This window comes from Microbacterium sp. NPDC058021 (genome assembly GCF_042885955.1).
Classification (GTDB): Bacteria; Actinomycetota; Actinomycetes; order Actinomycetales; family Microbacteriaceae; genus Microbacterium.
Genome location: NZ_JBHVRF010000002.1, coordinates 355,011 through 368,159, shown reverse-complemented (window position 1 = coordinate 368,159; position 13,149 = coordinate 355,011). Strand labels below are relative to the sequence as shown.

The following is a 13,149-nucleotide window of genomic DNA, read 5'->3' as shown; positions in this document are numbered from 1 at the left end:
ACTTCATGGTAGAAGTGGCCTCCGACATTCGAACCTACGGACGGACTACACCCCGACGACGAGGGCGACCACCGCGGCGACCGCGGACGCGGCAGCCAGCAGCAGCGCGATGCCGATCAGCACCGCGTGGACGATCAGGAATTTCGTCGGCTTGCCCGCGGCGTCCCGCGCGCGCGGGTCCTTCGCCACTCGCCGCAGGAACGTGGGCCACACGACGACGTTGAAGACGGCGTTCGCCAGGAGCAGGACGATGAGGAGGGATGCCACCCTTCAAGCCTATCCGCGGCTCCCGGGCCTCAATGCCGCGCGTCGCCGGTCGCGGGCGCCTCGCCGTTCGGCGCAGCCTCCGCCGCTTCGAGCGGAATCGACACCGACACCGACGCCATGCCGTCGGCCACCAGTGCGAGCGCATCGGGCACGGCACTGGAATCGAGGGTCTCGGCGGGGGAGGCGGACTCCCACGGCTCGGACGGGAGCCCTGCCCACTCGGTCGGCTCTTCCGGTCGGTTCATGAACATTCCCACCCGACCATTGTGCGCCTCCGCACGCGGCGCGGCGCCGTGTGCGGCTCAGTCAGTGCCGCCAGTGCCGGTGCCGGCTCCGGCGTCGCCGTCGTCGGGCGTCGCCGTGATCTCCCGGCGACGCGGACGCACCGTGCCGCCGACCTTCTTCGCGGCGCGCTGCACGCCGTGGGCGGCGCCCATGCTCGCCGAGGCGAGCGCGGTGCCGGCCCGCCGCACGCCGCGGACGGCGCCGTGTTCGAGCCGGACCGACCCTTCCTTCGGCTCCAGCTCGGGCGGGTACACCAGCGGCGGCGCCCCGAAGCCCTGCCGGGCGGTGACGAGCACGCGGCGTCCCAGGATGTGGTTCCCGGTCCCGCCGACGGCGGCGCCCACACCGAACGGGAGCGCCTTGCCGACGATCGACGCGCCGCCCTTCGCGGCGAAGCGGTGCACGAACGAGGACTTCAACCGATCGACGAGCGGGCCGACGGCGGCGCGGGGGAGCGTCTTGGTGATGAGTTCGCCCCAGTACTTGTCCCGCGGCACGCCCTTCCCCGCGACCTGCCCTGCGAGCTGCGAGACGAGGTCGACGCCCTCCTTGCCGAGCATGAGGGTGAGCACGAGAGCCCTGGCACGGTCGGGGTTGTCCACCGGAATGCCGTGCAGCTCCGACATCGACTGCGCGAACAGCGCGGTCGCCTCGAGGAAGCCCACCGTCTCCACTCCGCTGAGCGCGAGCGTCACACCCGTGCCGATGCCGGGCACGACGGCGGTCGCACCGACCGCCGCGCCCCCGGTGGTGACGGCGGCGAGATAGCGGCGCTCGAGCATGCGCACGATCTGCGCATTCGTGGCATCCGGATGCCGCAGGCGGATGCTGCGCAGATGCGCGACCACGGCGGGGCGCTGGATGCCCAGCACACGGTCGAGCACGCGCACGATGCGCGGATGCTCGTCGGAGCCCACCGGCGGCAACCCGCCGTCCCACGGCGCGTCGTCCGAGAGGGTGTGGATGCGGTACACCTTGTCGGCCATGCCGCCGATCCTATGCACCCTGTGCTGAGCGCCCGCTGGGGCGCACCGGCTCAGACGTAGAGGTTGGCGCGCTCGAGGTCTTCGGCGAAGTCGACCTCGACGGCGTACAGGTCGGAGATGTCCAGGGGCTGCAGGCGCACGCCGTCCTCGGCGATCGCGAGCTCCAGGCCGCGCTCGAAGTAGTCCTGGTCGTCGACGCGCGACAGCTGGCGCATGAAGGCGCGCTTGTCGGCAGCGGAGATGTAGTTGATGCCCACGGCCTCGCCGATGCCGCCCGTGACGGTCTTGGACAGCTCGTTGATGTACCCGGCGGAATCGACCGTGTACTTCACCTCTTCATCGCTGACCTTCGCGGTGTTGACGGTGACGAACGAGCGCTCGGCGTCGATCAGGGCGATCGCCCGGCCGAGGACCCGCGGATCGAACACGACGTCGCCGTTCATCCACAGCACGCCGTTCTTGCCGGTGGCGGCGAGGGCGCGCAGCAGCGACTTGGACGTGTTCGTCTGGTCGTAGCGGTCGTTGTAGACGTAGTCGGCGTCGGGGAAGGCCTCAACGATGGTCTCGGCGCGGTAGCCGACGACGGTGGTGATGCGGGCGGCCTTGCCGAAGGCGGCACGGATGTTGTCGTGCTGCTGCTGCATGATGCTGCGGCCATCGCTGAGCTCGGTCAGCGGTTTGGGCAGGCTGCGCCCCAGTCGCGAGCCCATGCCCGCGGCGAGGATGACGGTCTGAAGAGTCAAGGGGTTGCTCCTGAAGTCTGAGTTCATAGTCGGTTCACCGAAAGGACACCCCGTTGTGCCTGGTCAATGGTAGCGAGTACACCTGAGAACGCCCAGAATGCCCCCGGTCCGTTGTCGTTTCGTGACAAACAACGCCGTATGACATCGGACCGTCCGAGACGGCTGCGCGAGCCGATCTCCTTGATACCGTGGACGGATGACAGCGTCGCTGCCTTTGCCCCACGACTCTGATTCGGACGCCGCTCCGGAGCAGCAGTTCGCGGCGCAATCCGGCCCGAGGGCCCTGCCGGCGCCGCGCAAGCCGCGCCCGCGCAAGCCTGCGACGAAGGCCAAGCCGAAGCGCGCCGCAGAGCCGGCCGCCACGCTCGTCCCCCCGCCCTTGCCGCCCATTCCGGCGGATCAGGCGGCCGCCGCGCGCGCTGTGCCTGCCGTTCCAGCCAAGCCGGCCGAGTCCGCTGCGGAGGTCGCCGCGCGTCTTGCCGCGCAGGTGACGACGGCGCCGGACGGCCTCGAGACCGCACCGCCCGTGCCCGACACAGCACCTGCGGCGGAGGTCGTGGCGGAGGCCGTTCCGCTCGCCGAGCCCGAGGCCCCCGTCACGGCCGAACCGGAGGCGGAGCCGACGGAAACGACGGAAACCGCCGCCGACGCGCTCGAAGACCTGGGAATCGCCCCGGAATCGACCTCCCCGGAACCCGCCCCGATCGAGGCCGAATCCGTCGTCGTCGAGGTCGAACCGGTCGAGGCCGAACCGGTCGAGGTCGAGCTGGTGATCGATGTCGAATCCGTCGAGCGCGTCGCACCCGTCGAGACCGAGCGCGCCCCCGAATCGGAGGCCGACCTCGTCGCCGACGTGGCCGCCGTCGCCGCCATCGTCTCGACGCTGGACGAGGAACCGCTCGACGAGCCGGCCACGCACCTGCCCGCCCTCGCTCTGCGCGGCGTCACGAAACTCTTCGGCGGCACCGCCGCTGTCGACGGCATCGACCTCACCGTGCCCGCCGGATCGTTCTACGGTCTGGTCGGACCCAACGGCGCGGGCAAGACCACGACCCTGTCGATGATCGCCGGCCTGCTGCGGCCCGACCGCGGCAGCATCCGCATCAACGGCGTGGATGCCGCATCCGACCCGGCCGGCGCGAAGCGGCTCATGGGCGTGCTGCCGGATCGACTGCGCACGTTCGACCGGCTCACCGGCCGCCAGCTGCTGCACTACTACGGACTGCTGCGCGGGCTTCCGGCCGCGGTCGCCGACAGCCGTGCCGCCGACCTCGCCCGCGCGTTCGACCTCACCGATGCGCTGTCTCGACCGGTGTCGGACTACTCCGGTGGCATGACGAAGAAGATCATGCTCGCGGGCGCACTGATCCACTCGCCGCGGGTGCTGGTGCTGGACGAGCCGTTCGAGGCCGTCGATCCCGTCTCCAGCGCGGTCATCCTCGACATCCTCGGTGCGTACGTCGCGCACGGCGGCACCGTCATCCTCTCCAGCCACGGCATGGACCTCGTCGAGCGCGTCTGCTCGCGCGTCGCGGTGATCGTCGCAGGCCAGGTGCTGGCCGAAGGCACCGTCGACGAGGTGCGCGGCGAATTGACCCTCGAGCAACGCTTCGTCGAGCTCGCGGGCGGGCTGAGCGACGTGGAGGGCCTCGAGTGGCTGCACACGTTCTCCGGCTGAGGCTGGCACTGCTCACCGGCGCGCTGCGAGGCGACACCGGACACGTCGTGCGGATGGTGGCGGGAGCGGTGGCGCTCGCCCTCGCCGTCGCTGCCGGATGCCGGGCACTGCTGAGCCTCAGCGACGCTTCGCCGGACGTCACCTTCACCGTCACCGTGCTGTGCGGCTCCGCCCTCACCCTGGCCTTCGCGGTCGCGCCGCTGGTGACGGGGATCGACGACCCGCTCGACCCGCGGCGTTTCGCGGTGTTCGGCATCGCCCCCGGTCCGCTGGCTGCCGTGCTGGTGGGGGCGGGGTTCCTCAGCGTCCCCGTCTTCGCACTCGTGCCGCTCGCGGTGAGTCTCGTGATGGTCTGGATCGCGCACGGCGTGGCCTGGGGCCTCGCGGTGCTCGCGGTCGTGCTCGGCATCGCCACCTGTGTGATGCTCGGTCGCGTCGCCTACGCCGTGGCGGCGCTGGTGTTCAACGAGCGACGCTCGCGAGAGCTGACAGGCATCTTCCTCCTCGCCGTGCTCGTCGTCGCCGTGCCCGTCGTCGTCTTCTTCGCCTCACTGGAATGGGGGCGGCGCGTGCCGCCGCAGCTCGTCGCCGTGGCCGACCTGCTCGTGCTCACCCCGCTCGGGGCGCCACTGGGCGTCGCCGCCCGCGCCGACGCCGACGGCTCGCCGTGGATGCCGCTCATCATCGCCCTCGCCACCCTCGCCGTGCTCGCCGGGCTGTGGTTCCTCCTCGTGCGGCGCATGCTCACCACCACGCCGCGCCCCATCTCGGTACGCGAGCGCGGCGGGCTCGGCTGGTTCGCGGTCATGCCCGGCACCCCCGGCGGCGCGGTGGCCGCGCGGAGCCTCGTCTACTGGATGCGCGACCGGCGCTACCTCGTGAACATCGTCGTCATCCCGGTGGCGGCTGTGCTCACCATCGCACCCCTCGCGATCGTGGGTGTGCCCGCTCCGGTGATCGCCCTGGTGCCGGTGCCGCTCATGGCCCTGTTCCTCGGCTGGCTGCCGCACAACGACCTCGCCTACGACCACACCGCCGTCTGGATGCACGTCGCCAGCGCCATGCGCGGGGTCTCCGACCGCATCGGCCGGCTCGTGCCGGTGCTGCTGATCGGCGTGCCGCTGCTCGCGGTCACGGTGCCGCTGGCGATCTGGGTGCACGGGCGCTGGGCAGTCATGCCCGCGCTGATCGGCGTCTGCGCGGCCCTGTTCCTGTCGGGCCTCGGCCTGTCCTCCATCGCCTCGGCGCTCGCCCCGTACGCCGTGACACGGCCGGGCGACAGCCCGTTCCAGCAGCCGCAGCGCACCGGGGGAGCGATGTCGCAGGGTCTGGTGCTGGTCGGCGCGCTCGTCGCCGCGGCACCTGCACTGTGGTGGGGCTGGCTCACGCTCACCGGCGACGCGAACGACGCGTGGGTCGGGTTCTGGGTCGGCATCGGGTCGGGTGTGGTCGTGCTCGCGGCAGGCATCCTGATCGGCGGTCGCGTGTTCGAACGGGGCAGCACGCGGATCATGGAGTTCGCCGAGGCGACCTGACCGCCGTGGGAAGCGCCGCCGCGGATAGACTGAGTGACCATGAGCACGCCGATCGACAGCCCCGACCAGGGGGGCCTTGCGACCCTTGACCGCGAGCTCGAGGAGCTCATCCGCGAAGAGAGCATCGAGCCCGGTGATCACGAGCGCTTCTCCCACTACGTGAAGAAGGAGAAGATCCTCGAGTCGGCCATCACCGGCAAGCCGGTGCGGGCGCTGTGCGGCAAGAAGTGGACGCCGGGGCGCGACCCCGAGAAGTTCCCCGTCTGCCCCTCGTGCAAAGAGATCTACGAGTCGCTGAACACCTGAGCGCCCGCGGGGGCGTCAGGCCACATCGACGAAACGGGTCGGCAGCGCCGGCTCGGAGCGGCTGAGCGCGAGGGCGCGCACCGGCAGCTCCTCCCGCACCTGCAGGTGGTGCTCCCGCGCGGCGGTGACGCCGGCGGGGCCGAGGTAGGCGGCATCCGTCTCGCCCGCCTCGACGAGGGTCACGTGCAGCGCGCGGGCTTCGGGATGGTCGGCCGCCGTGGGCACCGACTCGAACCCATCGGCCACCGCGATCAGCTCGCTCGTGGCGACACCGCGGTCGAGGGTGCGGAAGGCGGCCTTGCGCCCGCCCTTCGACGCCTTGTCGGTGGAGTTCTTGGCGACCCCCACCCAGGAATCGGCGGCATCCTGACGGGCCACGAGCTTGTAGACCATGCCCGCGGTCGGGGCGCCGGAGCCGGTGACGACGGACGTGCCCACGCCGTAGGCGTCGACGGGGGATGCCGCAAGCGCCGCGATCGCGAATTCGTCGAGGTCGCTGGTCACGGTGATCTTCGTCGAGGTCGCACCCAGCGCGTCCAGCTGCGCGCGCACCTCGGCGGCGACGGTGGGGAGGTCGCCGGAGTCGATGCGCACGCCACCGAGTCCGGTGCCGGCGACGCGGATCGCGGTCTCGACGCCGGTGCGGATGTCGTACGTGTCCACGAGGAGCGTCGTGTCCACGCCCAGCGCGGCGATCTGCGCACGGAAGGCGTCTTCCTCGGTGTCGTGCAGCAGCGTCCACGCGTGCGCCGCGGTCCCCATGGTGGGGATGCCCCACGTGCGGCCGGCCTCGAGGTTGCTCGTTGCGCCGAATCCGGCGATGTAGGCCGCGCGGGCGGCGGCGACGGCGCCGTGCTCGGACGCGCGGCGGGAGCCCATCTCGGCGAGCGGACGGTCGCCGGCGGCGATGCTCATGCGGGCCGCGGCGTTGGCGACCGCGGAGTCGTGGTTGAGCACGCTCAGTGCGATGGTCTCGAGCACGACCGCCTCGGCGAACGTCCCCTCGACGGTGAGCACGGGGGAGCCGGGGAAGTACAGCTCGCCTTCGCGGTAGCCGGTGATGGTGCCGGTGAAGCGGTAGTCCTCGAGGAAGCGGATGGTCGCGGCATCCACCACCCGCTCGTCGCGAAGGAAGCGCAGCTCGTCGTCGCCGAAGCGGAAGTCGGCCAGCTGCTGCAGCAGCCGGCCCGTTCCCGCCACGACCCCGAAGCGCCGCGCGCCGGGCAGGCGCCGGCCGAACAGCTCGAAGACGCAGCGACGGCGGGCGGAGCCGTCGTGCAGCGCCGCGTCCAGCATTGTCAGTTCGTACCGGTCGGTGAACAGCGCGGTGCTGGGCACGCGGGCAGGACGGGAGGACGCGTCGCTCATGCGGGCCAGCCTATCCAGGCGCTCGCGTAGGCTGGGAACGTGAACGACGCCCCCATCGGAATCTTCGACTCCGGCGTCGGCGGACTCACGGTGGCCCGCGCCGTCTCGGCACTGCTGCCCCGCGAGTCGATCCTGTACCTCGGAGACACCGCGCACTCCCCGTACGGACCCAAGCCGATCGCCGACGTGCGCCGCTACTCGCTCGAGGTGCTGGACACCCTCGTCGACGAGGGAGTGAAGATGCTCGTCATCGCCTGCAACACGGCGTCGTCGGCCATGCTCCGCGACGCCCGTGAGCGCTACGACGTGCCCGTGGTCGAAGTGATCAACCCCGCCGTGCGCACCGCGATGTCCACGACCCGCAACGGCCGCATCGGCGTGATCGGCACCGAGGGCACCATCGCCTCACGCGCTTACCAGGACATGCTCGAGGTGAACGTGAACCTGAGCGTGTGGGCCCAGGCCTGCCCGCGCTTCGTCGAGTTCGTCGAGGCGGGCGTGACCGATTCGCCCGAGGTGCTGGCTGTCGCCGAGGACTACCTCGCGCCGCTGCGCCACGCCGGCGTCGACACCCTCGTGCTCGGCTGCACGCACTACCCGTTCCTCGAGGGGGCCATCAGCTACGTGATGGGCCCCGACGTGTCGCTGGTCTCCAGCGACACCGAGACCGCCAAGGACGTGTACCGTCAGCTGGTGTCCCGCGACCTGCTCGCGGGGCCGGATGCCACGGCGCACCACGACTACCAGGCCACCGGATCGTCGGCCGACGACTTCCTGCGGCTGGCGCACCGACTGATGGGGCGCGAGGTCAGCACCGTGCGCCTCGTGCAGACCGGCGCGATCGACCTGCCCCGCTGAACCTCAGGAGAGACATGACCGACATCACCCGAGCCGACGGTCGCGCAGTCGACCAGCTGCGCCCGATCACGATCGAACGCGGCTGGAGTGCGCACGCCGAAGGATCGGCGCTGATCTCGTTCGGCGGCACCAAGGTGCTGTGCACCGCGTCGTTCACCAACGGCGTGCCGCGCTGGCTCACCGGCAAGGGCAAGGGGTGGGTCACCGCCGAGTACGCGATGCTGCCGCGGGCGACGAACTCGCGCAACGACCGCGAGTCGATCAAGGGCCGCGTGGGCGGCCGCACCCATGAGATCTCCCGCCTCATCGGCCGCGCGCTGCGCGCCGTGGTGGACACCAAGGCGCTCGGCGAGAACACGATCGTCATCGACTGCGACGTGCTGCAGGCCGACGGCGGCACCCGCACCGCGGCCATCACGGGCGCCTACGTGGCCCTGGCCGACGCGATCGCGTGGGGCAAGCAGAAGAAGTTCATCGCGCAGCGCTCCGAGGTGCTGATCGACTCGGTATCGGCGGTGTCGGTCGGCATCATCGACGGTGAGCCGATGCTCGACCTCGCCTACGTCGAGGACGTCCGCGCCGAGACCGACATGAACGTCGTCGTCACCGGGCGGGGCCTGTTCGTCGAGGTGCAGGGCACCGCCGAGGGCGCGCCGTTCGACAAACGCGAGCTGGATGCGCTGCTCGAGCTCGGCGTCAACGGCTGCGGCGAGCTGCGGGAGCTGCAGGCCGCGGCCCTGGCCGTGACGGACGCCGTCTGAGGCAGGCGCACGTGAGCGAGCAGAGCGTGACGAACCGTCCGGACCGGCTGGTGCTGGCGACCCACAACCCGCACAAGATCGAGGAGTTCCAGTCGATCGTGCGCGCTACCCGCCCCGACGTGGAAGTCATCGGCTACGACGGCCCGGAGCCCGTCGAGGACGGCGTGACCTTCGCCCAGAACGCGCTGATCAAGGCGCGGGCGGCGGCGGCGCACACCGGTCTTCCCGCCCTCGCCGACGACTCCGGCATCTGCGTCGACGTGCTGGGCGGCTCGCCCGGGGTGTTCTCGGCGTACTGGGCTGGACACGCCAAGGATGCCACCGCGAACCTCGAACTTCTGCTGGATCAGCTCAGCGACGTCGCCGACCCGCACCGGACGGCGCGGTTCGTCTCGACGATCGCGCTCGTGATCCCGGGCGGAGCGGAGCACGTCGTGGAGGGCAGCTGGCCCGGTCGCCTCGCGACAGCCCCGCGGGGCGAGGGCGGCTTCGGCTACGACCCCATCTTCATCCCCGACGGCCAGCCCGAAGGTGCCGAGCGCACCGTCGGCGAGTGGCCGGCGGGCGAGAAGAACGCCGCGTCGCACCGCGCCCGCGCATTCGCCGCGCTGACGCCGCTGCTGGCCGACCTCTGAGGCTGAGAATCACGATCATTCCCGACTAGCGCCGCGGGAGCGCGCGCGGCGGCGGAGGGTCGTAGCGTGGAAGCATGCACGACCACGCACCTGCCCCCGGCATCCGCGGCGCCGCCAACCGGCGCCTGCTGGCGGTGTCGCTGACGATCACCTCGGTGGTGCTCGTGGTGCAGGTGGTGGGTGCGATCCTGTCGGGGTCGCTCGCGCTGCTGGCCGATGCCGGGCACATGTTCACGGACGCCGCGGCGCTCGTCATCGCCCTCATCGCGAGCTCGATCGCCGCGCGGCCGGCCGACGACCGCTCCACGTTCGGCTACCAGCGCGCGGAGGTCATGGGCGCGCTGGTGAACGGCGTGATCCTGCTGGCGCTGGCGGTGTGGATCGTCGTCGAGGCGGTGCAGCGGCTGCTGCGGCCGGAGGCGGCGGAGGTGGGCGGCGGCCTCATGCTGGTCGTCGCGATCGTGGGCCTCGTCGCGAACGCGGTGGCGCTGTGGCTGCTGAGCGCGGCGCAGAAGCAGAGCATCAACGTACGCGGCGCCTACCTCGAGGTGCTCGGCGACCTGCTGGGCTCGGCGGCGGTCATCGTCGCGGCGATCGTCATCCTGCTGACCGGATGGACCCAGGCGGATGCCGTGGTGTCGCTGGTCATCGCGGCGCTCATCGTGCCGCGGGCCATCACGCTGCTGCGTGAGGTGGCATCGGTGCTGGGCGAGGAGGTGCCTCGCGGCATCCAGGTCGCGCAGATCCGTGAACACATCCTGGGAACGCCCGGGGTCGTCGACGTGCACGACGTGCACGTGTGGCAACTGACCCGCGGCGCCCCGGTGTTCATGGCGCACGTCGTCGTCGAGGACGCGTGCCTTGCCGATGGGCGGGCCACCGGCATCCTCACGGGGCTGCAGGAGTGTCTCGCGGACCACTTCGACGTCGCCCATTCGACGTTCCAGCTGGAGCCGGCGGGGCACGTCGAGAACGAAGCGCACGCCTGAGGCGGCGTGCGGGGGCGCGAGCCGTCAGTCTTCCCGGATGACCTCGTCGGGCGTTTTGTCGGGGCGCAGGCCCCGCCAGCGGGCGTGGCGGAGGGTGCCGCCGGGGGTGAACTCGGCGTACTCGACCTCGGCGACCGTCTCGGGGCGCACCCAGAGAGCGTCGGAGGCGTCGGCGCGGGGGATGCCGATGAACGGGTTCGCGTCGGTGCGCAGCGGCGTGAGGACCTCGTGCAGCCGGGCGAGGGTGCGATCGCTGAATCCGGAGCCGACGCGGCCGACGTACTGCAGGCCGTCCGCGCTCGGAATGCCCAGCAGCAGCGAGCCGATCGAGCCGGCGCGCCCGCCCTTGCCCGGCCGGATCGCCCCGATCACGATCTCCTGGGTGTGCGTGATCTTGAGCTTGAGCCACTGCTCCGAGCGTTGCCCGCGGCGGTAGGCCGAGCCGGGGTCCTTCACGACGAGGCCCTCGAGGCGGTGGCGGCGCGCGGTCTCCAGTGCGACGTCGATGTCGTCGAGCACGGGCGGCACGTCGATGTGCGGCGGCGACGTCGGCAGCGTCTCCAGCAGCGGCCGGCGCTCGCGCAGCGGCAGCGGCGCGACATCGATGCCGTCGTACACCAGCACGTCGAACAGGTACCACGAGGTCGGGATGCGCGCGGATTCGCGCGCGATGTCGCGCGGGCCGGTCAGGTGCATGCGGTTCTGCAGCAGCGTGAAGCTGGGGCGACCGGTCTCGTCGAGTGCGACGATCTCGCCGTCGACGGTGACCGGCGTGGCGCCGAAGGCGGCCGCGGCCGCGGCGGTGAGCTCGGGATACCGCTCGGTGATGTCGGTGCCGTTGCGGCCGCGCAGGTGAAGCGTCGCGCCGTCCCAGACGCCGAGCGCCCGGATGCCGTCCCACTTCAGCTCCGCCCACGCCCGCTCGCCCCAGCGTCGGGCCGCGTCGTGCGCGCGCGCATCGGTGGCCGGGGTGGCCAGCATGGGGCGGAGGTCGCCGGAGTCGCCCGCGGTGGGCGCGGTGTCGGCGGGCCCGGTGCTGGCGGGCGTGGTGCCGGCGGGCGCGGCATCCGCGGATTCATGCCTTCTCTCATCCGCATGTGACTTCCCGCTCACACGGCCGGTGGGGCGTCGCGCGGATGCCTCCACGGTGTCGTCCCCTCTCTCGACGGCGTGTGAGCGGGAACTCACATGCGAAATCGAAGAAGCGTCAGAATTCTCGTGTGAGCGGGAACTCACATGCGAAATCGAGGAAGTGTCCGAAATCTCGGGGGCTTCGGACGCGGGGGCGGCAGCCGCGACCGCGGCATCCGAGCCTCCGGCAGCGGCGGCGCCCCCCTTCATCCGGTGCAGCAGCCACGTCGACTTCTCGCCGGAACCGTCCGTGCGGATGAGAGCCAGGCGCGCGTCACCGAGCGGCCCGCCGGGTCTGCCGTGCACCGTGAAGATGATCTCGTCGTCGCGCCACTTCTCCAGGTCGTAGACGCCCTCGTCCCAGATCGTCACGGTGCCCGCGCCGTACTCGCCACGCGGGATCTCGCCCTCGAAGGTGCCGTACTCCAGCGGGTGGTCCTCGGTCATGACCGCGAGGTGGTTCCGCGCCGGCGTCTCCGGCACGCCCTTGGGCACCGCCCAGCTCACCAGCACGCCGTCGCGCTCGAGCCGAAAGTCCCAGTGCAGCCGCGAGGCGTGGTGCTCCTGGATGACGAAGCGGGGGAGGTCGGATGCCGCGCGGCCCCCGAGCGCGTTGGACGGCACCGGCTCGGGGGTCGCCCCCGCGGTGCGCTTGGCGATGTATGCCGCGAGCGGGCCGTCGGGCGACGCGCGACCCTCGGCGTGGAACCCCAGCGACGCGAGCGGGTCGCCCATGCGCTCCGCGCGCGCCAGCACCTCGCCGAACAGCAGGTGCGCGAGCGCGGGATCATCCAGCTCTTCCCACGTGCGGGGCGCGGCCACGGTTGGCTGCTCCCGCCCGCGCAGCGAGTAGGGGGCGATCGTCGTCTTGGATCCGTTGTTCTGGCTCCAGTCGATGAACACCTTGCCGGTGCGCTGCGCCTTGGCCATCTGACTCACCACGAGGTCGGGGTGGTCGGCCTCCACGGCCCGCGCGAGCTCGCGCGCCACGCCCGTCACCTGCTCGCTGGACTGGGTGCCCGGCAGTGCCGCATACAGGTGGATGCCCTTGCTCCCGCTCGTCACCGGGTACGGCTTCAACCCCATCCCCACGAGGATGTCGCGGAGCAGCCGTGCCACCTCGGCGCATTCGGCGAGCCCCGTGCCGGGGCCGGGATCGAGGTCGAGCACGATCCGATCTGCCGGCGACCGTCCGCCGTCGGCGGCGAACCGCCACTGCGGCACATGCAACTCGAGGCTCGCGACCTGCGCGAGGTAGACGAGCGTCGGCCGATCGCCGACCAGCGGGTAGTCCTTCGCCCCCGTGGAATGGTCGATCGGCATCCGGCGCACCCAGTCCGGTGCGCCGCGCTCGAGGTCCTTCGCGAAGAACGACGGCTGATCGACGCCCTCCGGCCAGCGCTTGCGGGTGACCGGGCGGCCGGTGACATGCGGGATCATCAGCGGCGCGATGCGCGTGACGTAGTCGATCACCTCGCCCTTGGTGGTGCCGGTGGCGGGGTAGAGCACCTTGTCGAGGTTGGTCAGCCGCAGCCGACGCCCGTCGATGCGCACCAGCTGTCCCTCACCTGCCATGCCAGCAGGTTAGTGCGCAACCTCTAGGCGTG

Annotated in this window: 13 protein-coding genes; 7 read left to right on the top strand and 6 right to left on the bottom strand. The window is 71.5% G+C overall.

The annotated features are described in order from the left end of the window. Positions 1-45: 45 nt before the first annotated feature. From ACFVR6_RS05315 to ACFVR6_RS05300, 4 genes are read right to left on the bottom strand one after another with little or no spacing between them, the layout of a single operon-like run. Positions 46-267 (bottom strand): SCO4848 family membrane protein, encoded by a 222-nt coding sequence (locus ACFVR6_RS05315; RefSeq protein WP_386959518.1) that lies wholly within the window; start codon positions 265-267, stop codon positions 46-48. Positions 268-296: 29 nt separating this feature from the next. After that, on the bottom strand, positions 297-512 hold the full coding sequence (locus tag ACFVR6_RS05310; protein WP_386959516.1) for a hypothetical protein: 216 nt from the start codon (positions 510-512) through the stop codon (positions 297-299). A 57-nt stretch (positions 513-569) separates the two neighbouring features. Then, on the bottom strand, positions 570-1,538 hold the full coding sequence (locus tag ACFVR6_RS05305) for a hypothetical protein (RefSeq protein WP_386959514.1): 969 nt from the start codon (positions 1,536-1,538) through the stop codon (positions 570-572). A gap of 50 nt (positions 1,539-1,588) precedes the next feature. Further along, positions 1,589-2,281, bottom strand: a complete 693-nt coding sequence (locus tag ACFVR6_RS05300) for a phosphocholine cytidylyltransferase family protein (protein WP_386959513.1) — start codon at positions 2,279-2,281, stop codon at positions 1,589-1,591. A gap of 421 nt (positions 2,282-2,702) precedes the next feature. Here ACFVR6_RS05300 and ACFVR6_RS05295 point away from each other — a divergent pair, with 421 nt between their 5' ends. Genes ACFVR6_RS05295 through ACFVR6_RS05285 form a run of 3 tightly spaced genes read left to right on the top strand, consistent with a single transcriptional unit; the run spans position 2,703 to position 5,800 of the window. Next, entirely contained in the window at positions 2,703-3,959 is a 1,257-nt protein-coding gene (locus tag ACFVR6_RS05295) for an ABC transporter ATP-binding protein (protein WP_386959511.1), read from the top strand. Further along, positions 3,935-5,494 (top strand): hypothetical protein, encoded by a 1,560-nt coding sequence (locus ACFVR6_RS05290; RefSeq protein ID WP_386959509.1) that lies wholly within the window; start codon positions 3,935-3,937, stop codon positions 5,492-5,494. Before ACFVR6_RS05295 ends, ACFVR6_RS05290 begins: the two co-directional genes overlap by 25 nt. Before the next feature lie 39 nt (positions 5,495-5,533). After that, positions 5,534-5,800 carry a DUF3039 domain-containing protein gene (locus ACFVR6_RS05285; protein WP_386959507.1) on the top strand — a complete coding sequence of 89 codons (267 nt, stop codon included), beginning with the start codon at positions 5,534-5,536 and terminating at the stop codon, positions 5,798-5,800. 15 nt (positions 5,801-5,815) lie between these two features. Here ACFVR6_RS05285 and ACFVR6_RS05280 read toward each other — a convergent pair whose 3' ends face one another. Beyond that, positions 5,816-7,168 carry a nicotinate phosphoribosyltransferase gene (locus ACFVR6_RS05280; RefSeq protein ID WP_386959505.1) on the bottom strand — a complete coding sequence of 451 codons (1,353 nt, stop codon included), beginning with the start codon at positions 7,166-7,168 and terminating at the stop codon, positions 5,816-5,818. Positions 7,169-7,207: 39 nt separating this feature from the next. Here ACFVR6_RS05280 and murI point away from each other — a divergent pair, with 39 nt between their 5' ends. The 4 genes from murI (at position 7,208) to ACFVR6_RS05260 (ending at position 10,411) form a co-directional block, all read left to right on the top strand. Beyond that, complete coding sequence (gene murI, locus ACFVR6_RS05275; protein WP_386959503.1) at positions 7,208-8,026, top strand: glutamate racemase; 819 nt, start codon at positions 7,208-7,210, stop codon at positions 8,024-8,026. A gap of 14 nt (positions 8,027-8,040) precedes the next feature. Then, complete coding sequence (rph, locus tag ACFVR6_RS05270; protein ID WP_386959501.1) at positions 8,041-8,787, top strand: ribonuclease PH; 747 nt, start codon at positions 8,041-8,043, stop codon at positions 8,785-8,787. An 11-nt stretch (positions 8,788-8,798) separates the two neighbouring features. Next, positions 8,799-9,422, top strand: coding sequence for an RdgB/HAM1 family non-canonical purine NTP pyrophosphatase (rdgB, locus tag ACFVR6_RS05265; protein WP_386959499.1), 624 nt, complete (start codon positions 8,799-8,801; stop codon positions 9,420-9,422). 74 nt (positions 9,423-9,496) lie between these two features. Further along, entirely contained in the window at positions 9,497-10,411 is a 915-nt protein-coding gene (locus tag ACFVR6_RS05260; protein WP_386959497.1) for a cation diffusion facilitator family transporter, read from the top strand. A gap of 24 nt (positions 10,412-10,435) precedes the next feature. Here ACFVR6_RS05260 and ACFVR6_RS05255 read toward each other — a convergent pair whose 3' ends face one another. Continuing rightward, the gene (locus tag ACFVR6_RS05255) at positions 10,436-13,117 is read right to left on the bottom strand and encodes an ATP-dependent DNA ligase (protein WP_386959496.1); all 2,682 of its coding nucleotides are present in this window, start codon (positions 13,115-13,117) and stop codon (positions 10,436-10,438) included. Between the last annotated feature and the right edge of the window lie 32 nt (positions 13,118-13,149).